General features: G+C 67.4%; 24 protein-coding genes. 15 read left to right on the top strand and 9 right to left on the bottom strand.

Annotation, left to right across the window (positions count from 1 at the left end):
• The first annotated feature begins 246 nt into the window (after window positions 1-246).
• Window positions 247-1,050, top strand: coding sequence for a L,D-transpeptidase (locus BRADO_RS28440; RefSeq protein ID WP_012029653.1), 804 nt, complete (start codon window positions 247-249; stop codon window positions 1,048-1,050).
• Window positions 1,051-1,129: 79 nt separating this feature from the next.
• On the opposite strand, the gene BRADO_RS28435 is transcribed toward BRADO_RS28440, so the two are convergent.
• The 6 genes from BRADO_RS28435 to BRADO_RS28410 form a co-directional block, all read right to left on the bottom strand.
• A complete protein-coding gene (locus BRADO_RS28435) occupies window positions 1,130-1,939 on the bottom strand; it encodes a DUF2076 domain-containing protein (protein WP_012029652.1) in 810 nt (269 codons plus the stop codon).
• A gap of 174 nt (window positions 1,940-2,113) precedes the next feature.
• Window positions 2,114-2,956: a ChbG/HpnK family deacetylase gene (locus tag BRADO_RS28430; RefSeq protein WP_012029651.1), complete on the bottom strand. Its 843-nt coding sequence runs from the start codon at window positions 2,954-2,956 to the stop codon at window positions 2,114-2,116.
• A complete protein-coding gene (locus BRADO_RS28425) occupies window positions 2,953-3,993 on the bottom strand; it encodes a glycosyltransferase family 2 protein (RefSeq protein WP_012029650.1) in 1,041 nt (346 codons plus the stop codon). The genes BRADO_RS28430 and BRADO_RS28425 overlap by 4 nt, the downstream gene beginning before the upstream one ends.
• A gap of 70 nt (window positions 3,994-4,063) precedes the next feature.
• Window positions 4,064-5,041 (bottom strand): ATP phosphoribosyltransferase, encoded by a 978-nt coding sequence (gene hisG / locus BRADO_RS28420; protein WP_012029649.1) that lies wholly within the window; start codon window positions 5,039-5,041, stop codon window positions 4,064-4,066.
• Window positions 5,038-6,198, bottom strand: coding sequence for an ATP phosphoribosyltransferase regulatory subunit (locus BRADO_RS28415; protein ID WP_012029648.1), 1,161 nt, complete (start codon window positions 6,196-6,198; stop codon window positions 5,038-5,040). The genes hisG and BRADO_RS28415 overlap by 4 nt, the downstream gene beginning before the upstream one ends.
• Window positions 6,199-6,319: 121 nt before the next feature.
• Entirely contained in the window at window positions 6,320-7,069 is a 750-nt protein-coding gene (locus BRADO_RS28410) for a 16S rRNA (uracil(1498)-N(3))-methyltransferase (RefSeq protein WP_012029647.1), read from the bottom strand.
• Between the two features lie 219 nt (window positions 7,070-7,288).
• On the opposite strand from BRADO_RS28410, the gene BRADO_RS28405 reads away from it, so the two are divergent.
• From BRADO_RS28405 to ubiA, 3 genes are all read left to right on the top strand, one after another.
• Window positions 7,289-7,765: a hypothetical protein gene (locus BRADO_RS28405; RefSeq protein ID WP_041757078.1), complete on the top strand. Its 477-nt coding sequence runs from the start codon at window positions 7,289-7,291 to the stop codon at window positions 7,763-7,765.
• A gap of 235 nt (window positions 7,766-8,000) precedes the next feature.
• Entirely contained in the window at window positions 8,001-8,675 is a 675-nt protein-coding gene (locus tag BRADO_RS28400; RefSeq protein ID WP_012029645.1) for a hypothetical protein, read from the top strand.
• Window positions 8,672-9,604: a 4-hydroxybenzoate octaprenyltransferase gene (gene ubiA / locus BRADO_RS28395; protein ID WP_012029644.1), complete on the top strand. Its 933-nt coding sequence runs from the start codon at window positions 8,672-8,674 to the stop codon at window positions 9,602-9,604. The genes BRADO_RS28400 and ubiA overlap by 4 nt, the downstream gene beginning before the upstream one ends.
• Here the strand turns inward: ubiA and BRADO_RS28390 are convergent, their stop codons facing one another.
• A complete protein-coding gene (locus BRADO_RS28390) occupies window positions 9,605-10,129 on the bottom strand; it encodes a DUF6101 family protein (protein ID WP_012029643.1) in 525 nt (174 codons plus the stop codon).
• 283 nt (window positions 10,130-10,412) lie between these two features.
• On the opposite strand from BRADO_RS28390, the gene BRADO_RS28385 reads away from it, so the two are divergent.
• The 6 genes from BRADO_RS28385 (at window position 10,413) to lpxK (ending at window position 16,027) form a co-directional block, all read left to right on the top strand.
• On the top strand, window positions 10,413-11,807 hold the full coding sequence (locus BRADO_RS28385; RefSeq protein WP_012029642.1) for a TldD/PmbA family protein: 1,395 nt from the start codon (window positions 10,413-10,415) through the stop codon (window positions 11,805-11,807).
• 58 nt (window positions 11,808-11,865) lie between these two features.
• Complete coding sequence (locus BRADO_RS28380) at window positions 11,866-12,612, top strand: 3'(2'),5'-bisphosphate nucleotidase CysQ (RefSeq protein ID WP_012029641.1); 747 nt, start codon at window positions 11,866-11,868, stop codon at window positions 12,610-12,612.
• Window positions 12,613-12,699: 87 nt separating this feature from the next.
• Entirely contained in the window at window positions 12,700-12,939 is a 240-nt protein-coding gene (locus tag BRADO_RS28375; protein ID WP_008961403.1) for a DUF4170 domain-containing protein, read from the top strand.
• Window positions 12,940-12,956: 17 nt separating this feature from the next.
• A complete protein-coding gene (locus BRADO_RS28370; RefSeq protein WP_012029640.1) occupies window positions 12,957-13,727 on the top strand; it encodes a lysophospholipid acyltransferase family protein in 771 nt (256 codons plus the stop codon).
• A complete protein-coding gene (locus BRADO_RS28365; RefSeq protein ID WP_012029639.1) occupies window positions 13,720-15,027 on the top strand; it encodes a 3-deoxy-D-manno-octulosonic acid transferase in 1,308 nt (435 codons plus the stop codon). The genes BRADO_RS28370 and BRADO_RS28365 overlap by 8 nt, the downstream gene beginning before the upstream one ends.
• The gene (lpxK, locus tag BRADO_RS28360) at window positions 15,020-16,027 is read left to right on the top strand and encodes a tetraacyldisaccharide 4'-kinase (RefSeq protein ID WP_012029638.1); all 1,008 of its coding nucleotides are present in this window, start codon (window positions 15,020-15,022) and stop codon (window positions 16,025-16,027) included. The genes BRADO_RS28365 and lpxK overlap by 8 nt, the downstream gene beginning before the upstream one ends.
• Here the strand turns inward: lpxK and BRADO_RS28355 are convergent.
• Window positions 16,024-16,251 (bottom strand): DUF2093 domain-containing protein, encoded by a 228-nt coding sequence (locus BRADO_RS28355; protein WP_012041933.1) that lies wholly within the window; start codon window positions 16,249-16,251, stop codon window positions 16,024-16,026. The genes lpxK and BRADO_RS28355 overlap by 4 nt on opposite strands.
• A 185-nt stretch (window positions 16,252-16,436) precedes the next feature.
• On the opposite strand from BRADO_RS28355, the gene BRADO_RS28350 reads away from it, so the two are divergent.
• Window positions 16,437-17,261 carry a dienelactone hydrolase family protein gene (locus BRADO_RS28350; protein ID WP_012029637.1) on the top strand — a complete coding sequence of 275 codons (825 nt, stop codon included), beginning with the start codon at window positions 16,437-16,439 and terminating at the stop codon, window positions 17,259-17,261.
• Between the two features lie 7 nt (window positions 17,262-17,268).
• Here the strand turns inward: BRADO_RS28350 and xseA are convergent, their stop codons facing one another.
• Window positions 17,269-18,885, bottom strand: coding sequence for an exodeoxyribonuclease VII large subunit (gene xseA, locus BRADO_RS28345; protein WP_012029636.1), 1,617 nt, complete (start codon window positions 18,883-18,885; stop codon window positions 17,269-17,271).
• A 135-nt stretch (window positions 18,886-19,020) separates the two neighbouring features.
• Between xseA and BRADO_RS28340 the strand changes: the two genes are divergently transcribed.
• The 4 genes from BRADO_RS28340 (at window position 19,021) to purD (ending at window position 22,241) form a co-directional block, all read left to right on the top strand.
• Window positions 19,021-20,004 (top strand): alpha/beta hydrolase, encoded by a 984-nt coding sequence (locus BRADO_RS28340; protein WP_173363515.1) that lies wholly within the window; start codon window positions 19,021-19,023, stop codon window positions 20,002-20,004.
• 14 nt (window positions 20,005-20,018) lie between these two features.
• The gene (locus BRADO_RS28335; protein ID WP_012029634.1) at window positions 20,019-20,567 is read left to right on the top strand and encodes a hypothetical protein; all 549 of its coding nucleotides are present in this window, start codon (window positions 20,019-20,021) and stop codon (window positions 20,565-20,567) included.
• Between the two features lie 5 nt (window positions 20,568-20,572).
• A complete protein-coding gene (locus BRADO_RS28330; RefSeq protein ID WP_012029633.1) occupies window positions 20,573-20,887 on the top strand; it encodes a transcriptional regulator in 315 nt (104 codons plus the stop codon).
• A 70-nt stretch (window positions 20,888-20,957) separates the two neighbouring features.
• A complete protein-coding gene (gene purD, locus BRADO_RS28325) occupies window positions 20,958-22,241 on the top strand; it encodes a phosphoribosylamine--glycine ligase (protein ID WP_012029632.1) in 1,284 nt (427 codons plus the stop codon).
• Window positions 22,242-22,326 lie beyond the last annotated feature (85 nt).

Below are 22,326 nucleotides of genomic sequence, written 5' to 3'. Positions count from 1 at the left end.
TCACGCCAGGAACTGGCGCAGGCGCCGCGATCTCGTGTGCTGACAGGATCGGTTAACCATCATCCCAGGGCTTCACTCAATAGTAACGCTAGCTACCAAATCCGCGTCCGCATGCAGCAATGGTGAATCCCGAAAGGGCCCGCGTTTACCAAAGCGAGCGGGTTTTGCTCTTTATTGACGATAAGCGACGGCCTGCTGGCCTCGTGCGACGAACGATCTCCAGACGAAACAGTACAGAGTACGTCGATGTTCAGATTAGTCCCTACAGCGCTGCTGGCCGGCGCATGCGTCTTCTCTTGCGGTCTGGACCGGGCTGCGGCCCAGGGATTTCAGGCGGGATTTCAGCAGCCGACGGTGATCTATAGCGGGCCGCCGCCGCAGAGCGCGCCGGTGCGCACGGCCTATGTCGAACGCTCGCGGATGGGCGGCGGCTTCATCGAATTCCTGTTCGGCGATCAGCAAGGCGGCCGCGGCGCGCCGCCGCCGGGGCAGCCGATGTATCAGCAGCAGCCGTCCTATTACGGGCCGCCGCAGGCCGCGCCGGGCGCCGTGCCCCAGCAGGGATACCCGGACGAGGAGGCGTATGATCAGACGCAGCGCCCGCTCGACCCGAAATACGAGAAACAGGTCGTTGACTATGACGGCAAGGAGCGGCCGGGGACCATCGTCATCGATACACCTAACAAGTTCCTCTATCTGGTTCAGGGCGAGGGCAGGGCGCTGCGCTACGGCATCGGCGTCGGCCGGCCCGGCTTCACCTGGTCGGGCGTGAAGACGATCTCGGCCAAGCGCGAATGGCCGGACTGGACGCCGCCGGCGGAGATGCTGGCGCGCCGCCCCGATCTGCCGCGCCACATGGAGGGCGGACCGCAGAACCCGCTCGGCGCCCGCGCGATGTATCTGGGTTCGTCGCTCTATCGGATCCACGGCTCGAACGAGCCCTGGACGATCGGGACCAACGTGTCGTCGGGCTGCATCCGGATGCGCAACGAGGACGTCATCGACCTCTATACGCGCGTGAATGTCGGCACCCGGGTCATCGTGCTCTAGGTCTCGCTCCGTCATCCCGGCCATCAAGCAAAAGGCCGCCCCCTGGGGCGGCCTTTTCCTTCCGTGGTGTGAGAGGGCCTCAGGCGTAGTCGCTGCCGCCGTCGTCGTCGCCGCCATAGCCGTCGTCGCCGTCGAAATCGGCGGGATCGCTGTCGTTGCCGCTGTCGTCGTAATTGGCCTGGTCGAACAGGCCGGCGCGGCTGCCGCCGTCGCCGGAGCGGCCGATATCGTCGAGGCCGGCGTCACGCGCCAGCGAGCCGCTGGACGCGTCGCCGCCCCACGGGCTGGCACCGCCGCCACGCTCCTCGATGATCGTGGTGTCGCCGAACGCCTGATGCGAGCCGCCGCCCATCATCGAGCGGATGCCGCCGAGCAGCAGCGAGCCGCCGACCATGCCGGCCGCCGCAGCCGCGGCCGTACCCAGGAACGAACCGCCACCGCCGCCGAACACGCCACCGCGCGGCTGGCCGAAGCCGCCCTGATCATAAGGGCCGGGCTGGCCGGGATAGCCGGGCTGGCCCTGATAGCCTGGCGGCATCGCCTGGCCGCTGTTCCAGACCGGCCGGCTCGGGGACGGCGGCGGCACATTCGGCACCGAGCCACGGTTGCCGGTCGAGCCGAAGATGCTGTCGCGCATCGAATCCAGGAAGCTGCCGGACTGCGCCTGCGGCGCGCTCTGAGCGTGCTGCAGCTCCTCGATCCGCGCATTGGCGCGCTTCAAGGCCTCGTCCTGCACCAGCACCGTCTGCACCAGCGCATAGGCGGCATTGGGCGCCTGCTGCAGCCCTCGGGCGATGGCGGCGGCAGCCTCCGGATCACGCGGCGCATTCTCCAACTTGGCAAGCCGGTCGAACAGATCGTCGATGAGTTGGCGTTCTTGCGGTGTCATGTGGTTCTCCTGCCGCTTGGCCTTGTTCCGGCGAAGCGCGGCCAAGATCTAGGGGGACTTTGTGGTGCGGCTAGTTGGGCTGCGGATTAAATTTCCGTATGCGACAAAGCGTCTGCCGGGCTTGCGACGCAAACGCGGCCAGCCGGCATTTTGTTCGCCGCTGGCGCGAAAGGTTCAGGCCAGCGTCATCTGGCGGCGCGCGAGCAGGTCCGGGAAGTGCTCGCCGGCGAGATAGGCATGCTCGTGCTCGCGCTGCACGGTCAGCGGATCGAGCTCGATCAGGACGTCGTCGACGAAGCCGGGATGGCACATCACCAGTCCATCCTCCGGCAGGTCGTTCAGGAAGCCGTCCATCAGCGCCCCGAAGTCGGAGGCTTTCGTGAAATCGTAGGCGCCAGCGAAAGCGGGGTTGAAGGGGATTCTGGCGCGCGCGGCGTGGCGGCGGAATTGCGCGCTCAGTACGTCGAGCAGCAGCGCCTTTGGCGCCGCGAGCCGCTGCATCAGCGGCAGGTTGCGGCCGCCCTGGCGGACCCAGGCCGACGGCGCCGCCTCCTTGACGGCGGCCAGAAAACCCTCGCGCACCTGCGGGTACAGCTGGGCATGCTGATGCCCGTCAACGAAATCCGGCGCCCGGCCGAACAGCTCGCCGAAGGCGGTGAGCTGAACCGCCACCTCGGCGCGGATCATCTCCGGATCGAGGCGGCGCAGCAGCCCTGCGCGCAGCAGCCTGGGAAACGGCAGGAACATGCCGCCCTCGGCGGGACGGAAATGCATCGTCAGCGGCCGGAAGGGCGCGGTCAGCGTGACGTGCAGGCCGATGGCGCAACGCGGGCTGTCGGCGGCGACCTTGGTCAGCTCGGCCACCTCGTCGCGTCCGATCGCCGCGCCGACGGTCATGACCGAGGTCGCGTTCAGGCGGCCGCGGGCGATCAGGTCGCGGATCGCCTTGTTGACGCCGGGGCTGATGCCATAGTCATCCGCGCACAGCCAGATGCGCCGGTGCGGCGCCTCGCTCATTCGGCGGCGTTCCTCTCGCCGTCGCTGCGCGCGTCCAAGGTGGCGCGCTTCTCGCTGTGCTCGGCGACGAAGTAGATCGGCCGCGCCTTCAGCTCGGAGAGGATCTTGCCAATATATTCGCCCATGATACCGATCATGATCAGCTGCACGCCGCCGATCGTCATCAGGCCGACCATCAGCGAGGGATAGCCGGGCACCGACTTGCCGGTGGTGAAGGTCTCCCACAGGATCGAGAGGCCGAACAGGAAGGCGGCTGAGGCGAGCAGGATTCCGAGCAGGCTGGCGAAACGCAGCGGCGCCACCGAGAACGAGGTCAGGCCTTCGATCGACAGGCCGAGCAGGCTCGTCACGTTGAAGGTCGTGACGCCGTGTGCCCGTGCGGCGGGCTCGTAGTCGACGCGGATCTGGCGGAAGCCGATCCAGCTGGCGAGGCCCTTGAAGAAGCGGTTGCGCTCCGGCAGCTGGCGAAGTGCTGCAACGGCGCGCGGCGACAGCAGGCGGAAGTCGCCGGCATCCTCCGGAATCTTCTGCCGCGCCCCCCAGTTGATCAGCGCGTAGAAGCCATGCACGGCGACGCGGCGCAGGAACGGCTCGTTGTCGCGATGTGCCTTGGCCGTATAGACGACGTCATAGCCGTCCTTGATCCAGTGCGTGACGAGCTGCTCGACCAGCGCCGGCGGATGCTGCCCATCGCCATCCATGAACAGCACGGCGCCACGGCGGGCATGATCGAGGCCGGCCATCAGCGCTGCCTCCTTGCCGAAATTGCGCGACAGCGACACCACCTGCACGTCGAGCGCATCGGCCTGCAGGTTGCGCGCGATCGCCAGCGTGTTGTCGCGGCTGCCATCGTCGACATAGACGAGCTCGCAAGCCAAGCCGAAGCGCTGCCGCAGCGTGCGGGCGAGCGTGTTCAGCCGCTCATGCAGCGCCGTCAGTCCCGCGCCTTCGTTGTAGACGGGGATAACGATCGACAGGCCCTGCGACGCGGCATCCGCCGCGGTCGTGGTCAGGTCGGACACGTCAGTTCCCAGCATTGCTCAGCATCCTCGTTCGCCCACCAACATATGGTAGCTGCCGCTGCCTGTCGCTACGATGAACGGCGATTTATGATCGCAGGAAGGCTTCGAGGCGGGCAAACAGCGGATTCTCGCGGTCGAGCACGTAGTCGAGCGAGGCGACCGACACCGTCTCCGCCCCATGCGCGCGGAGGAAGCTGCCGAGCGAGTAGATCTGCGCCGGCGGGCAATGCAGGGTCAGCATGCCCGACGATGTCGGGCCGCCGAACGGCGCGACGACCCCGAAGCGGTTGTGCGCCTCGGTCAGCATTGCTGCGTCGCAACCTTTGAAGCGGGTGCGGACCTCGCGGTACTTGCTGGCGCGCGCGCGGGCATGGATATGGTCGAGGATGATGCGGGCGCTCTCGCGCGGACCCTCCGACCAGTCGGCGTCGCGCGACGCGACGAGATTGGCCTGGCTGCGCAGGATGACGCCGTCGTCGAGCACCTTCAGCCCGTTCGCAACCAGCGTCGAGCCGGTTGAGGTGATGTCGACGATCAGCTCGGCGGTGCCGACGGCCGGCGCGCCCTCGGTGGCGCCGGCGCTCTCGACGATGCGGTAGTCGACGATGCCGTGGCTGGCGAAGAAGCCCCGCGTCAAATTGATGTACTTGGTGGCGACGCGCATGCGGCGATTGTGCTGCGCGCGGAAGCCGCTGGCGACATCGTCGAGATCGGCCATGGTGCGGACGTCGATCCAGGCCTGCGGCACGGCGACCACGACATTGGCGCCGCCGAAGCCGAGCGTGTCGATCAGCAGCACGCGCTTGTCGGCATCGGTGATTTCCTCGCGCACGAGGTCCTCGCCGGTGACGCCGAGATGCACGGTGCCGCGTGCCAGTTGCGAGGCGATGTCACTCGCAGAGAGATAGGCGATCTCGACATTGTCGAGACCGGAGATCGTGCCGCGATAGTCGCGCGCGCCGCCCGGCTTGGACAGGTTCAGCCCGGCGCGGCCGAAGAACGCCTCCGCGTTCTCCTGCAGGCGACCCTTGGAAGGAACGGCGAGGACGAGGGGGCCGCTCATGATGCTCTCCCGCGCGCGGCCTTGCCCGCCGTGCTGCTCTGCGCCAGCCGCTCGATCCAGATCGAGAAGCCGACGGCCGGAATGAAGGACGCGGCGCCGAGCTGGTTCAGCAGGCCGTCATAGCGGCCGCCGGCGACCAGCGGCTCGTCGCCATTGCCGGGGTGGTGCAGCTCGAACTCGAAGCCGGTGTAGTAGTCGAGGCCGCGGCCGAATGCGGTGGCGAAGCGCACTCTGGCGACGTCGATGCCGCGCTGGGCCATGAAGGCCGTGCGCGCGTCCAGGGCGTCGATCGCAGCCGAGATGTCGAGCTTGGCGTCGGCGGCGAGCGCGCGGAGCTGTTTGACGGCGTCAGCCGGGCTGCCGCTGATGGCGAGAAATCTTTTGATGCGGTCGAGCGCGTCGCGCGGCAGTGCGCCGCTTTTCAGGGTGGATTGCTCCAGGAATCGATCGGCGATCTCGGCGACCGTGCGGCCACCCACGGCGGTGGCGCCGGCGATCGACATCAGGTCGGTGACCAGCGCCAACGCTGCCTTGCGGTCTGAGCCGGCCAGCGCGGCGAGCACGCCCTCATATTCGTTGCGCGGTGCCACTTCGGCCGTCGCCAGGCGCTCCAAATCCTGAGCCAAGGTGCGCTGGCGGTTGAAGTCCTTGATCAGCCGGCGCCGCCACACCGGATAAAGATCGAGCGCATCGATCAAGGCCGTGAACAGCGCGACGTCGCCGGTGCGAATCTCGACCTCGGCAAGGCCGGCCGCGGCTGTCGCCTCGATGGCGAGCGCCAGCATCTCGGCGTCGGCGGCGGGACGATCCTGGCGGCCGAACGATTCGATGCCGCCCTGCAGGAACTCGCTCGGGCGGCCGCCGCGGTAACGAAACACCGGGCCGAGATAGCTGAATCCGGCGGGCTGGCCGGCGCGAGCCGAGCCGAGATAGTCGCGCGCGACGGGAATGGTCAGGTCCGGGCGCAGGCAGAGCTCCTCGCCGCCGCCATCCGTCGTCAGATACAGGCTCTTGCGAATGTCCTCGCCGGAGAGGTCGAGGAACGGCTCGGCCGGCTGCAGGATCGCCGGCTCGGCGCGGGCATAGCCGGCCTCGGCGAAGGACTGCAGCAGCGTGTCCGCCCACGCGGCGGGTCCGGTCGGAGCGGGTCCGGTCATGTCGGTCTTGGTTCCAAATCGGGATGCGCGCCGCCCGGCGGGCAGCGGCAGCCCCTTAGCATGCTCATTGCGCGGTTTCGACACCGAATGGTCGCTCCTGCGCGACAATCGCCCGCGGCCCTTAACGGCTTTGTCGCCAATCCCCGAGCGTTGCCTGCAGCAAAGCGAGCGCCGCGACCCCCGCGGTATCAGCCCGCAGGATCCGCGGCCCGAGCGCCAACCTGGTCACCTGTCTTTGCCGCAGCAACAGCTCACGCTCCTCCGCGGCGAAGCCGCCTTCAGGGCCGATCAGGAGATCGATGCCGGCGTTTGCGGCCGCGCCGCGCAACGCCTGAACGGGATCGGCGATCTCGGCCGCCTCGTCGCAGAACACCAGCAGACGTGAGGCCATGCGCTCGCGCAGGAACCGCTCCAGTGGCACTGGATCCCTGACCTCGGCCAGGCTGAGGATGCCGCATTGCTCAGCCGCCTCGATCACATTGGCGCGCATCCGCTCGCCGTTCAGGCGCGACACCTGCGTGTGCCGGGTGAGGACCGGCTGCAACACGGCCGCGCCCATCTCGACCGCCTTCTGCACGATGTAGTCGAGCCGCGCATGCTTCAGCGGGGCGAAGACGTAGGTGATGTCGGGGAGCTGGTCCTGCGGCCGGAGGCGCTGCTGGATGGTCAGCAGGTCCGCCCGCTTGCGGCCGGCGATCGTGGCCTGCCACTCGCCCTCGCGGCCGTTGAAAACCAGCACCTGATCGCCGGCGCCGAGACGCAGCACGTTACCGAGATAGTTGCTCTGGTTGCGATCCAGCGCGACCGCGCCGCCCTCGATCAGCGGAGCGTCGACGAACAGGCGAGGGGCGGTGAAGTCGTAATCGGGCATGGCAATTGGGCTGTGAGGTCAGGGATGTTGCTTATCCGACCGGGTGCCGGCCGGAAAGCCACGAACGGTTTGCAGGGTGCGCGCGCGATGGCTCGTTTTGGCCGTGCTGCCGACAGATTCTAGCGCTTCGATCGCATCCGGACGGGCGATTTGCATCCGGGCGCAAATGCGGGGTGACGCCGGAAGCCGTGGCTTTGAGCCTGGCGAGGAGAGACAGCCGTGATCAACAGACATTCCACTTGGGCCCCCTGGGCCCTTGCCGTAGCCATCACGGCGATGGTGGTGCCCGCGAGGACGTCGCGGGCCGACGACAAGAGCGTCGCTGCGCCGCAGCCGGCGGCTCCCGGCGGGGCTGCCATGAGCGGCTTCCGTCCGCCCGAGAGCTGCCTGAAGGAGTTCACGCCGCTGCGCGACGAGGCTGCCCGCCGGGCCCAACTCCTGAAGATGTCCCCGGGCCGCCGTTTCGCGCCCGGAGAGGCTTGCCGGCTGGTGCATGATTACGAACTCGCCCAGAATAAGATGCTGGACTACGCCGTCGCGCACGCCTCGACCTGCGGCATCCCGGCCAAGATCACCGACCAGCTCAAGGCGAATCACGAAAACACGCTGACGGTGATGCGCAAGGTCTGCACCGTGACGTGGAACGTCGCGCCCGGTGGTCTCCGGCCGTCCGCGGGACCGCACGGGTCGTCTTGACCGGCTCGCGATCTGCGGCGAGGGCGCTGATCGAACGAAATCGAAGCCTGAAGACAGGATTGCGGGGCGATCGCCGGACGGTTCTGGGATGGGGAACTCCGGCTGCGTCCCTGCGCCGCGGAGGCCGTCAACTCCGCAGTTGTGCTTGCCGGGCGAGAATCGTAAAAGCCCCGGAATTGGATCGCGCTTTCGTCCGGAAGTGTTGAGGATTCTTGGTCTTGCCGGAGAACCAGCCTTGATCATCCGCCATCCCGTTGTGCCCGTCGTCGTTGTCGCAGTCCTGCTCTCGGCCGGACAGGCGATGGCACAAAGCGCGTTTCCCGCGCCGCTGCCGGGCCAGACTCAGACCCAGAGCAACGCGTCGCCGTTTCCACCGATCAACGGCAATGCACCGGCACCGATGGCCGCGCCGGCCAATGCCTTTCCCGCGCCTGGTCCGGCGGCTTTCGGGGGCGGCGGCGGAGGTGGTTTTGCACCTCCTCAGCAGGCCGGCCCGTCGGAGAGCTGCATGAGGGATTTCACCCCTCTGCGTGAAGAGGCGGAGCGTCGGGGCAAGCTGATTCAGGCCGCGGGCAAGAACAAGAAGACGACGCCGATCGAAGCCTGCAAGCTGTTCAAGAACTTCAGCCAGGCCGAGATCAAGATGATCAAATATGTCGAGGCCAACTCGGCACGCTGCGGCATTCCGAGCCAGATCGGCGACCAGCTGAAGGCCAACCACAAGGGCACGGAGGGCATTCAGCAGAAGGTCTGCACCGTCGCCGAGCAGATGCAGAAGGGCGGCGGCCCGGCCGCCGCGCCCGGTCTCAGCGACGTGCTCGGCACGTCGGCCGCACTGCCGGAAGCCAACACGGCGAAGAAGGGCGGCTCGGCGTTCGATACTCTCACCGGCAACGTTCTGACACGATGAGCGACAGCGCCGTCCGCGTTGCTGACGCGACCGGCAATTGGGTCGACACGCTGGCGCCGGTCTGGAGCCGGCCCTATCTGCGGCTCGCCCGCTACGATCGCCCGATCGGCTCCTGGCTGCTGCTGATGCCCTGCTGGTGGTCGGCCGCACTGGCCTCCGGCATCTCCGGCGATCTGTCGATGCTTCCCCTCTGGGTCGGCCTGTATTTTGTCGGTGCCTTCGCGATGCGCGGCGCCGGCTGCACCTGGAACGACATCACCGACCGCGATCTCGACGCCCAGGTCGAGCGCACCCGGTCGCGGCCGATCCCGGCCGGACAGGTTGGGGTGAAGCGGGCGCTCGCCTTCCTGGTGGCGCAGGCTCTGATCGGCCTCGCCGTGCTGCTGCAGTTCAACCGGTTTGCGATTCTGACCGGCATCGCGTCGCTGCTGATCGTCGCGATCTACCCTTTCATGAAGCGCATCACCTGGTGGCCGCAGACGGTGCTGGGACTCGCCTTCTCATGGGGCGCGCTGATGGGCTTTGCCGTCGCGTTCGGGCGCCTCGATGCCACCGCGCTGCTGCTCTATGCCGGCTCGATCTGCTGGGTCATCGCCTATGATACGATCTACGCGCACCAGGATGCGGAGGACGACGCGCTGATCGGCATCAAGTCGACGGCGCGGCTGTTTGCCGAGCGCACGCATCTGGCGCTGGTGGTGTTCTATTCGCTCGCGGTCGTGCTGATCGGAGCAGCCTTCGCCACCGCTCATGTGCGCGTCGCGGCGTGGCTCGGCCTCGCCTGCTTCGCCGCGCATCTCGCCTGGCAGGTTCGCCGGCTCGACACTGCGGATCCCGCGCTGTGCCTGCGCGTCTTCAAGTCGAACCGCGACGCAGGATTGCTGCTGTTCGCCGCTCTCCTGATCGATGCCGTGTTGCGCGCGAGCTGATCAGCTCCGCGCGATGATCTCGCGCTCGCCGCGATGGACCGGGGCCGGATTGAGCAGGTGACCGACACGGCGCCGCATCAGGAAACGTGGACGGCGTGAGCGGATGGCGTTGCGGCGCCGGCGCCGCGGCGCAGCCTCACGCTTTGGTTCTTGAAGCTGCGGCAGCGCGAAGGTCTCGCTCCACATCGCCCAGGCCCTCACGATCTCGTCTTGATCATCACTGACGCAGATCGGGATGCTCAGCGACGGGTCGCGGTGCAAGAGGATCAGCATCATCTGCGTGTCGTCGACCTCGCGCAGCGCGATGCCGAGGAAATCGCTGACCCGGACGTTCACGGCCATGCGCATGCCGCTCACGGCACGGCGCAGGACCACGCGCTCCCGGTGCAATTCGATCTGCCGGATCCCGCCATCGGCACGGGTGTCGTGCGCGCTGTACGAGATGGGCAGGGAAAGAGGGTCGAGCCGCAGGACGCGGCCCGACCCAGCGGAATTGCTTCCGCCTGTTGCTGTTTGACGCCTCACGGCTCGGTCTCCCCGCCGGGATTATGTTCCCGGTCGATGCGTGAGACCTTGCCACGCGAGCGGCCCGTATCCGCTTAAGAAGCCTGGTTAATCAGTCCTCACGCCTGATCCTCTTACCGTCATGATTGACAAGCGCTTGCCCAGCATGATTGACGAGACGTTGCCGATTTGCCGACAATCCGATGTGGTGCTTGACCTGCTGCTTGAAGTCGGCGTGATCAGGCCACATTTCGTCTGGATTGAGCCGTCTTCGCCGCCACCTGACATCGATCGGATCGTGTTCGTGACCTCCTCCCCAACAGCTGCTGCATCATCGACCTCCGCCCATTCAGATCTGCTCGATCAGTCCGCCCTGAGAACGCTTGCCGAGCGGCTGGTCGAGGCCGCGAAGAAGGCCGGCGCCGATGCCGCCGATGCGATCGCCGTGCGCGGCATCTCGCAGGGCGTGGAGGTGCGTGACGGGCGCGTCGAGGAATCGGAACGCTCCGAAGGCGACGATGTCGGCTTGCGCGTGCTGGTCGGCAAGCGGCAGGCGGTGGTGTCGACCAACGATGTCAGCGGCGATGGCGTGGCGCGGCTCGCCGAGCGCGCCGTGGCCATGGCGCGCGTGGCGCCCGACGACAAATATGTCGGCCTCGCCGATCCCGAGCTTCTGGCGCGCGACATTCCCGAGCTCGATCTGCTCGACGCGAACATCCCTGGGACGACCGAGCTGGAGCGGCGCGCCCAGGAGGCGGAGGCCGCCGCCCTCGCCGTGAAGGGCGTCACCAAGTCCGGCGGCGCGTCGGCCTCGGCCGGTATCGGCGGCATGGTGCTCGTGACGAGCAGCGGCTTTCACGGCGCCTATCTGCGCTCGAGCCAGAGCATCTCGACGACCGCGATTTCCGGCGAAGGCACCGGCATGGAGCGCGACTACGACTACACGGCCGCGCCGCATGGCGCCGACCTGCTCGCGCCGGCCGCCGTCGGACGCAGCGCCGGCGAGCGCGCGGTGGCGCGCGCCAACCCCCGCAAGGTCGCAACCTGCCAGGTCCCGGTCGTGTTCGATCCCCGTGTGTCGGGCTCGCTGGTCGGCCATCTCGTCGGCGCTATCAACGGCGCCTCGATCGCGCGCAAGACCAGCTTCCTGAAGGACAAGCTCGGCGCGCAATTGTTCGCCAAGGGCATCCGCATCATCGACGATCCGTTGCGTCCGCGGGGCCTGCGCTCGCAGCCGTTCGATGCCGAGGGCGTCAAGGTGAAGAAGACGGCGCTGGTCGATGACGGCGTGCTCACCACCTGGCTGTTGGACTCCGCGACGGCACGCGAGCTTGGCCTCGTCACCACCGGCCACGCCCATCGCGGCGTCTCGTCCTCGCCGTCGCCGGGCCCGTTCAATCTGCATCTCGAGGCCGGCGTCGTGACGCCGAAGGAGCTGATCTCCGACATCAAGCAGGGCTTCTATGTCACCGACCTGATCGGTTCGGGCGTCAACGGCGTCACCGGTGATTACAGCCGCGGCGCCTCGGGCTTCTGGATTGAGAATGGCGAGATCGGCTACGCCGTGAGCGAGGTGACGATCGCAGGCCATCTGTTCGAGATCTTCAAGTCGATGACCCCCGCCAGCAATCTGGAATTCCGCTATGGCGTCAATGCGCCGACGGTGCGCATCGAAGGGTTGACGCTTGGCGGACGGTGAGATCGAGACATCCAGTGAGACCGGCTTGGCGGCTGATGCCGGGCTGCTGAAGGAGGCGGTGCGCGAGGCCGGCGAACTGGCGCACGCGATGTTCGGCACCGAACTGCGCAAATGGACCAAGGGCGCATCCTCGCCGGTGTCGGAAGCCGACATGGCGGTCAATGCACTGCTCGAGAACAGGCTGCGATCGGCAACACCGGAGTATGGCTGGCTGTCCGAGGAGAGCGCCGATGATCCGGCCCGGCTCGGCCGGCGGCGCGCCTGGATCGTCGATCCGATCGACGGCACGCGCTCCTATCTCGGCAGCCGCAGCGACTGGTGCGTCAGCGTCGCGCTGGTCGAGGACAATGCGCCGATCCTGGCCGCGGTCTATGCCCCGGTCACCAGCGAGTTCTTCTTTGCCGCGCGGGGACAGGGCACGCTGCTCAACGATCAGCCGGTCCACGCCGGCGAGGGGACTGCGCTCGACTTCGCGCGCATAGCCGGTCCCAAACCGCTGGTTGAACGACTCGCGCATGCTTCGCAGCCGATCGAGCTGCATCCGCGAATCGGCTCGCTGGCGCTGCGGCTGTGCCGTGTCGCGCACGGCGCGCTCGATGCCGCTTTTGCAGGCGGACAAAGCCGCGATTGGGATCTTGCGGCGGCTCATCTGATCGTGCAGGAAGCGGGTGGTAAAATGACCGCGTTGTCCGGCGAGACGATCCACTATAATCGTCCGGAAGTGGTGCACGGGGTGCTGGTGGCAGCGGGCCGCGACCGACATGCTGATATCGTCGCGCGGTATCGCAGATTACCGCCGGTCTGAACGCTCCCCGGCCGCACTCTCCGGACTTCACTCGCCCGGACTGCCCCTTCGAGCTCGCCCGCAAGGCGTTGATTAGGAACGGACCCGATGACAGATAGCGCCTCGCAGCAGCTCCTTCACCTCGTGATCGGCGGCGAGCTCGTCAACCTCGACAAGAACGAGTTCAAGGATCTCGACAAGGTCGACATCGTTGGCGTGTATCCGAACTATGCGGCGGCCCACGCCGCCTGGCGCGCAAAGGCGCAGATGACGGTCGACAACGCCCACATGCGCTATTTCATCGTTCACCTACACCGGCTGCTCGATCCCGGCCAGGACGCGAAGTAAGCCGCAAAGCTCACACGTTGAAACATCTGATCCGCAATACGCTGCGCAGCGGCTGGTTCCAGCGCGCCGTCGGGTTCCTCGCGGCCGAGTATCTGCGTCTGGTGTGGCTCACCAACCGCTTCACCTTCGAGCCGCCCGACGTCTACGAGATCGTCGAGCCGCAGATGCCGGCGATCTTCGCGTTCTGGCACGGCCAGCATCTGCTGACGCCGTTCATCAGGAACAAGCCGAGCTATCGCGCCAAGGTGCTGATCTCCAAGCATCGCGACGGCGAGTTCAACGCGATCGCTGCGGAGCGGCTCGGCATCGGAACCATCCGAGGCTCCGGCGATCACGGCGGCTCCTTCCACCGGAAAGGCGGGGTCGGGGCGTTCAGGGAGATGGTGCAAGCGCTCGAAGACAACTATAACGTCGCATCGACTGCCGATGTGCCGAAGCGTGCGCGGATCGCGGGTCTCGGCATCATCATGCTCGCGCGTGAATCAGGACGTCCGATCATGCCCTTCGCAATGGTCACGAGCCGCTTCGTCCGCCTGAAGAATTGGGACAGCACCACCATCAATTTGCCATTCGGCCGCGGCGCATTGGTGGGAATCAAGGAAATCAGCGTGCCGCGCGATGCCGATGCCGCCACCATGGAGCAGGCGCGCCTCGATCTCGAGGCGACGCTCAATGAATGCATGCGCCGCGCCTATGAGATCGTAGGCCGCCCCGAGGCCTGCCCGCCGCCGGTGAATTCGGGCGCGGACTCTTCAAGAGCGGAATCTTCGGGAGCGTCCAGTGGCTAGCCCGCTGCCGATGGCCCTGCGTGTCTACCGCGGGTTGTCCTCGGCGGCGGTGCCGCTTGCTCCGGCGCTGATCAGGCAGCGGCTCAAGCGCGGCAAGGAGGACCCGGAGCGCAGCGACGAGCGGCGCGGCCTCAGCCACGACACCCGCCCACAGGGACCTCTGGTCTGGATTCACGGTGCTAGCGTCGGCGAAGTCCTGGCGGCCGCGGCGCTGATCGAGCGGCTGCGAGAGCTGAACATCCGTATCCTGATCACCTCGGGCACCGTGACGTCCGCTGCGATCGTCGCCAAGCGTTTCCCGCCCGACGTCATCCACCAATACGTCCCCTACGACACGCCGCGTTTCGTCGAGCGCTTCATCGACCATTGGCGGCCATCGCTCGGCCTGTTCATCGAATCCGATCTGTGGCCGAACCTGATCCTGGCCGGCGCGTCGCGGCGGGTGCCGATGGTCGTGATCAACGGCCGCATGTCGCAGCGCTCGTTCCCGCGCTGGCGCCGCATGGCTGGTACGATCTCCGCACTGCTCGGACGCTTCGATCTCTGCCTGACGCAGTCGGAAGCCGATGCCGAGCGGTTCTCCGCACTCGGGGCGCGCAACGTCATCACGACAGGCAATCTCAAGCTCGACGTGCCGGCGCCGCCGGCCGATGCGGCGAAGCTCGACCGGCTCACCGCGATGACGCGCGGCCGTCCGGTAGTGGTCGCCGCCTCGACGCATCCCGGCGAGGAGGAGATCCTGATTGGCGCCCACAAGGCGTTGGCGGCGACTCACCCGTCTCTGCTCACGGTGATTGTGCCGCGGCATCCGCATCGCGGTCCGGCGGTTGCCGAGCTCATCGCCGGCGCGGGACTGCACGGCGCGCTACGCTCGCGTGAGGAGCAGCCGCTCGCCGGCACCGACATCTACGTCGCTGACACGATGGGCGAGCTCGGCCTGTTCTACCGGCTGGCGCCGATCGTGTTCATGGGTGGCTCGCTGGTCGAGCATGGCGGCCAGAATCCGATCGAGGCGGTGAAGCTCGGCGCCGCGGTCGTGCATGGGCCGCATGTCTTCAACTTCACCGATGTCTACGAAGCGCTCGACAAGGCGGCCGGCGCGCGTCTCGCCCATGACCGGGAGGCGCTGGTGCGGCAACTCCGGCAACTGCTTGCCGCGCCCGAGGCCTGCGCCACGATAGTGGCGGCGGGCTCGCGCGTCGTCGACCAGCTCGGCGGCGCGCTGGAGCGGACGATGGCCGCGCTCGAGCCTTATCTTTTGCAGGTCAGGCTCGAGATGGGGGCCGCCGGCGATGCGTGAGCCGGCCTTCTGGCATCGGCCCCCCTCCTGGCAATCGCATCTGTTGTCTCCGCTGTCGATGCTGTACGGCGCCGTCGCTGCGCGCCGCATGGCGCAGCCTGGCATCAAGGCGGGCGTGCCCGTGATCTGCGTCGGCAACTACCATGTCGGCGGCGCCGGCAAGACGCCGACGGTGTTGGCGTTGACCGCGTTGCTCCGCGGGCAGGGTGAGCAGCCGGTCGTGCTGAGCCGCGGTTATGGCGGCCGGTTGCCAGGGCCCGTCCTGGTCGATCCAGCCGCTCATGGCGCAGCCGATGTCGGCGACGAGCCGTTGATGATGGCCGCGCATGTCCCGGTGGTGGTCTCGCGCGCGCGCGCCGACGGTGTCGGACTCGCGAAGGCGCATCGCGCATCCGTCATTCTGATGGATGATGGATTTCAGAATCCGTCGATCACAAAGGATCTCGCGCTGATCGTCGTCGATGGCGGGCGCGGGCTCGGCAATGCTCGGGTGTTTCCCGCCGGACCGCTGCGCACGCCGCTGCCACCGCAACTGGCGCGGACCGACGCCTTGATGATCATCGGACGAGGTGAGGCCGGCGAAGCCGTCGCCTCACGCGTGGCCGCGGCGGGCAAGCCAGTGTTCAGGGCGCAGCTGCAGCCCGATGCGGGCGTCGTCGCGTCGCTCGCCGGCCGGCCCCTCCTGGCCTTCGCAGGCATCGGCGATCCCCAACGCTTCTTCAGGAGCTTGCGAGCCAGCGGGCTCGAGATCAGGGCCGAGCGGCCGTTTCCCGATCATCATCCGTTCACAGACGGTGACATCAAGGCGCTCGTGGACCAAGCCACGCGTGAGCAGCTCGCTCTGGTCACCACAGAGAAGGATCTCGTCCGGCTGCGCGGCCGCGGATGGGATCATCCGGAGCTTGCGCCCATGGCGTTTCCGGTGACCTTGCAGTTCGATGATGAGACGGCGGTACGTTCCCTCGTGGCGCGACGGCTGTCAGCGGCGCGTGCGTCCTAGCCGTTCGCCTTGAGCGCGCCGGGGTAGTGCCGCTGCAGCACGGCGCTCGGCAACGCATAGGCTTCCTGGAGGTCGACGCTCCAATATTTCAGCTCGTCGAGCGGAATCCGCGCATCGGTGACCGCGCAACGCACGTAGCTTCCCGGGGAGATCACGCGGAAATCGCCATCCAGATACTGCACCTGCGCTTCCCCCTGGCCCGAGGGACCGAACTTGTTGAGCACGTCCGCGATCTCCAATTCACTTGCGCCGCCGCCGGGCGCACACCCCGTGATGTCCGGTGATTTCAGTAGCATAGATGGGAGGCACTGTCGCTTCCGCAAGCCCACTGATTTGTGATGCGGCGCCTCAAAGGACCGTGCTAGCTAGGATTTCGGGTCTCCGCCGCTTGTGTCCTCCGGCTGGTTTGATGCGCTTCCTCATCACCGTCGTCGCCTTTCTGCTCTGCGCCACGGCACCGGCGGCCGCGACGGAGCCGTTGCCGACGCCGGTCGAGATTCCGGCCGGCAGCTACGTGCTGCACGCTCAGCTCTATGTGCCGGCAGAGAAGGGGCCTTTTCCGACCGTGATCGCGCTGCATGGCTGCGGTGGTCTCGGTGGTCGCTCCGAGCCGGTCCAGCCGCGCTACCGCGACTGGGCTTTGGACCTCCTCAAGGGCGGCAAGGCCGTGCTGTTTCCCGACAGCTACGGCTCGCGCGGCCTGGGCCCGCAATGCCGCGTCAAGGACCGTCGCATCAGCGGCCGCCGCGAGCGTGTCGCAGACATCGTCGCCGCGCAAAAATGGCTGACGCAGCAATCCTGGGCGATGCCGGATCGCATCAGCCTGGTCGGCTGGGCCAGCGGCGCCAGCGCGCTGCTGTGGGCCGTGCGTCCGCAACTGCCCGACCATGCTTCGCCGGACTTTCGTGCGGCAATCGCCTTCTATCCGGACTGTCGCGCCTCCTCGGGACTCGGATGGAGCGCGCGCGTCCCGACGCTGATCCTGATCGGCGGTCTCGATGACGTCTACTCGCCGCCGGCCTGCCGGCAGATGATCGATGGCGCGCGCGGCCGCAGCGCGCTGACGCGCATCGTCGTCTATCCCGGCGCCTATCATGATTTCGACCGGCTCAACCTGCCGGTTCATCAGGTGGCCGGCGCCGATGCCGCCGCGCCCGAGCGCGGCCATGTCGGCTCCGATCCCGAAGCGCGCGCCGATGCGCAGAAGCTCGTGGCCGACTGGCTCGCGCGCTGATCTGCCGTCAGAACAGGCTGCCTTGATCCGCGGGATCGGGCGTGCGCTTCGCTGCGGCGGGTTTGCTTTCTCGCACAGGCTTCGGCGCGGCAGGAGCTGACGTCGGGAGGGGACTTCCCGCGCCCGCCGTCGCCGCGACCCTGCCGTCGGCGAACTCGATCGACAAGGCCGCGCCCGACTCGATGCCCGCCGCCTGATGCAGCGGATGGCCGGCCTCGTCGCGCACCAATGCGAAGCCGCGCGCCAGCACGCTGCGATAGGACAGCGCCGACAGCAACTGACCCGCGTGATCGGTGCGCGCCCGCAGACGCAGGATCGAGGTCGCGAGCGCGCGGCTGGCGCGATCGGCCAGCCGCTCGGCGCGGTCGCGCTCGCGCGCGATCGCCTGGCGCTTGGCCTGCGCATAGGCCTGGCGCGACGCCTTGAAGCGGGCGTCGAGCGCCTCGAAACGCTCGCGGCGCCGGTGCAGCAGCGCGCGCGCCGACAGCGACAGCCGTTCTGACGACACGACGAGACGATGATCGGCCTGTGAGATCTGCCCATGCAGCACGCGCAATGTCAGCTTGGCGCTGGCGGCCGCGAACTGGCGGAAATGCACGTGCGTGTTGGTCTTGAGCGCGCGCGGCAGGCTGGACGACGCGGCATCAAGCCGCTGCCGCGGAATGGCCAGCAGGTCGCTCGCGCCGGGCAAAGCGCGCGCGGCGGCGCGCAGCTCGTTGCGGCGGCTCTCCTGGCCGCGCTGCCAGCACACGCTGACGCGGCGGGCGAGGCTCGCGACCTCCTGCATCAGCTCGCTGCGGACAGGCACTGCCATTTCGGCCGCGGCCGTCGGCGTCGGCGCGCGCTTATCGGCGGCGAAATCGATCAGCGTGACGTCGGTCTCGTGGCCGACGGCGGAGATCAGCGGGATCATGCTCTCCGCGGCCGCGCGGACCACGATCTCCTCGTTGAACGACCAGAGATCCTCGAGCGAGCCGCCGCCGCGCGCGACGATCAGCACGTCCGGACGGGGGATCGGGCCATCCTCCGGCAGGTCGTTGAAGCCGCGGATCGCGGCCGCGACCTGCTCGGCCGAGCCGTCGCCCTGCACCTTCACTGGCCACACCAGCACCCGGCGGGGAAAGCGGTCCTCCAGCCGGTGCAGGATGTCGCGGATAACCGCGCCGGTCGGCGAGGTGACGACGCCGATCACCTCGGGCAGCCAGGGCAGAAGCTGCTTGCGCGCGGGATCGAACAGGCCCTCGGCGCCGAGCTTCCGCTTGCGCTCCTCCATCAGCGCCATCAGCGCGCCGATGCCGGCCGGCTCAAGCGCCTCGATCACGATCTGGTACTTCGAGGAGTTCGGATAGGTGGTGAGCTTGCCGGTCGCGATGACCTCGAGCCCCTCCTGAGGCTTGAAGCGCATCCGGCCGTGCACGCCCTTCCAGATCACCGCCTCGATCTTGGCGCTCTCGTCCTTGAGCGCGAAATAGCAATGACCCGAGGAATGCGGGCCGCGAAAGCCGCTGATCTCGCCGCGCACGCGGACGTGCCCGAACTGGTCCTCGACCGTGCGTTTCAGCGCGGAGGACAGCTCGGAGACGGTGAATTCGGGCGCGTTGGGCAGGGCTTCCGCGGGCGGCATCGCTGGCTGATTCGGGTTTGGGAGCAGCCGCCAAGGTAGGGACTTTCGGCCGGCACCGCCAATCAAGCGATTGTCTTTTCGATAACTCTGTTATACAGAGTACTCTATAAACGACGATCTCCGGAGAGAGTGGTCATGAGGGGCGTCAAAATGGTGCTTCGGCTGGTTGGTTGGGGCCTCGGTCTTGCGGGGGTCTTGGCGCTGATCCTGGGCGCGATGCTTGCTAACCCGCTGGTGCACCCGCCGGAGCTGAAATCGATCTCCGAGACAGCCGGTCAGGTCGACCGCAGCACCATGCCGCCCCTGCAGCGCTTCAGCGCGCGGGATGGCACCGAGCTCGCCTATCGCCACTATCCGGCGCGGGGGACGCCGGCCGGCAAGATCGCCATCCTGGTGCATGGCTCGTCGGGCTCCAGCGTCGCGGTGCATGCTCTCGCCGATGGGCTGGCCGCAGGCGGGATCGAGACCTTTGCGCCCGATATCCGCGGCCATGGCGGCTCCGGTACCCGCGGCGACATCGGCTATCGCGGCCAGCTCGAGAACGATCTCGCCGACCTCGTCGCCGAGGTCCGCAGATCGGTGCCGACGCAGCCCATTGTGCTGCTGGGGCATTCCGCCGGCGGCGGGTTCGCGCTGCGCGTCGCCGGTTCGCCGATCCAGGACCTGTTCGCCCGCACCGTGCTGCTCGCGCCCTATCTCGGCTACGATGCGCCGACCAACCGCGACAATTCCGGCGGCTGGGCGAGCCCCGACATTCCGCGCATTCTCGCGCTTGGCCTGCTGAGCCGCGCCGGCCTGCCGTGCTGCGAGGCGCTGCCCGCCTTGGCCTTCGCCATCCGGCCGAACGCGGAGAAGTACGTCGTTCCGGCCTACAGCTATCGGCTGTTTCGCAACTTCGCGACCGCGGGCTACAAGGCCGATCTCATCGCGGCGAAGCATCCGGTCAGCGTGATCGCCGGCGCCGCCGACGAGCTGATGCTTGCGGACAAATATGCCGATGCCGTGCATGCAGTCGCGCCGGCAGTCGACGTCAAGCTGGTCGCCGGCGTCAATCACATGGAGATCGTGTCGGCGCCCGCCGCGGTCGCGGCGATCGCCGAAGATGTGGCCACGCGCTAGAGGGTTCAATCCGCATGATCGATCACCTGGAAGCCGCGCGCGCGTTGAGCGACATCGAGGATATCACCAAGCGCGTCCGTCAGTCGCAGATCTACAGGCTCTCCAGCCTGCTGATGATCCTGTGGGGCGTGCTCGTGTTTGCAGGCAATCTCGCGACCTATCTGGCGCCGCTCTACGCCGGCATCACGTGGCGTTCGGTCTACGTGCTGGCGATCGGCGGATCAATTGCGGTGGGGGTGGTCAGGAAGGCGCGTTCGGGGACAAGCAGCTTCGATCTGCGATCGTTGCTCGCCTTCGTCATGTTTTCTGCCTTCGGCTCCTTCGTCGAGACGATCGGCCATTTCGGGCCGCGCGAGATGGGCGCGTTCTGGCCGATCTACTTCATGCTGTTCTACTGCCTTGCCGGCCTGTGGTTCGGGATGGCGTTCACGATCTTCGGACTCTGCGTCATCGCCCTGACCCTGATCGGCTACGCCTTCATCGACGGCGCGTTTCCGTTGTGGATGGCCTTCGTCAATGGCGGCGGCCTGATCCTCGGCGGCTTGTGGATGCGGCGGAGCTAGCGGCATTGGCGGAGCTCGACGAGATCATCCACCAGCCGCTGCGGCTCAGGATCATGGCGGCGCTCAATGCGCTGCCGGCCGGCGCGGGCCTCGAATTCGTCCGGCTGAAGAAGCTGACAGGGGCGACCGACGGCAATCTCGGCGCCCATATCGAGACGCTGGCGCGGGCCGGCTACGTCACCGTCGACAAGGCCTTCGTCGGCAAGAAGCCGCAGACCACGGTGACGCTGGCCGCCTCGGGCCGCGCCGCCTTTGCCCGCCACGTCGCCGGCCTGCAGGAAATCATCGCCGGAGCCGCCGCAAAGCCGCCCGAGCCATGATTTGACTCTGCGGCGAGGGCCGGGCAAGTGGGGCCTCCAGACCGACCCACTCCCTTTGACGGCATCGACGATGAATATCCTCCTGATTGGTTCCGGCGGCCGCGAGCATGCTCTCGCCTGGAAGATCGCCGGCTCCCCGCTGCTCACCAAGCTGTGGTGCGCTCCGGGCAATGCGGGGATTGCCAAGGAGGCGGAATGCGTCGCGCTCGATACGACCAACCATGCTGATGTGATCGCCTTCTGCAGGGCGAACAAGGTCGATCTCGTGGTGGTAGGGCCGGAGACGCCGCTGGCGGCGGGAATCGTCGACGATGTCAGCGGCGCCGGCATCAAGATCTTTGGGCCGCGCAAGCTGGCCGCGCAGCTCGAGGGCTCGAAGGGCTTCACCAAGGATCTCTGCGCCGAATACGGCATCCCGACCGGCGCTTACAGCCGCTTCGACAATGCGCCGGAGGCGCTGGCCTATGTCCGCGAGCACGGCGCGCCGATCGTCGTGAAGGCCGACGGTTTGGCGGCGGGCAAGGGCGTGGTCGTCGCCAGGACGCTCGTCGAAGCTGAAGAGGCTGTGCGGATGATGTTCGATGGCGGCTTCGGCGTTGCCGGCGCAGAGGTGGTCATCGAGGAGTTTCTCGAAGGGCGCGAGGTCTCGTTCTTCGCGCTCTGTGACGGCGAGACTGCGATCCCGCTGGCCTCGGCGCAGGACCACAAGCGGGTGTTCGACCACGACCAGGGGCCGAACACTGGCGGCATGGGCGCGTATTCGCCGACGCCGTTCGTCACGCAGGAAATTCATGATCAGATCATGAAACGCATCATCCTGCCGACCATCGACGGCATGAATGCGCGCGGGACGCCCTTCAAGGGCATCCTCTATGCCGGGCTGATGCTGACGGCCGAGGGACCGAAGCTGTTCGAATACAATGTCCGCTTCGGCGATCCGGAGTGCCAGGTGCTGATGCTGCGGATGATGTCCGACCTGGTGCCGGCGATGCTCGCCGCATGCGATGGGCAATTGAAGAATTTCGACCTGCGCTGGTTTCCCGACGCGGCGGTCACCGTGGTCATGGCCGCGGAAGGCTATCCCGGTGACTACGCCAAGGGGAGCGTGATCGAGGGGCTGGACGACGCTGCCAAGGTTGACGGCGTTGAAATCTTCCACGCTGGGACGGTGGTGAAGGATGGTTCGATCATCGCCAATGGCGGCCGCGTGCTGAACGTCTGCGCCACCGGCAAGACCATCACCGAGGCGCAGGCGCGCGCCTATGAGGCGGTCGACCGCATCCGCTGGACCGATGGCTTCTGCCGCCGCGACATCGCCTGGCAGGCGCTGGCGCAGGAGCGTGGCCAAGGTTGAGATTCACCTCGGCGTCACAACCGGCGGGCCGTGCGAGCTCCACGTTGACAAGGACACGCATCCGCCTTGAGGCTATGTTTCCCGC

This window comes from Bradyrhizobium sp. ORS 278, assembly GCF_000026145.1.
Taxonomy (GTDB): domain Bacteria; phylum Pseudomonadota; class Alphaproteobacteria; order Rhizobiales; family Xanthobacteraceae; genus Bradyrhizobium.
This window is presented reverse-complemented; position numbering and strand designations above follow the sequence as displayed.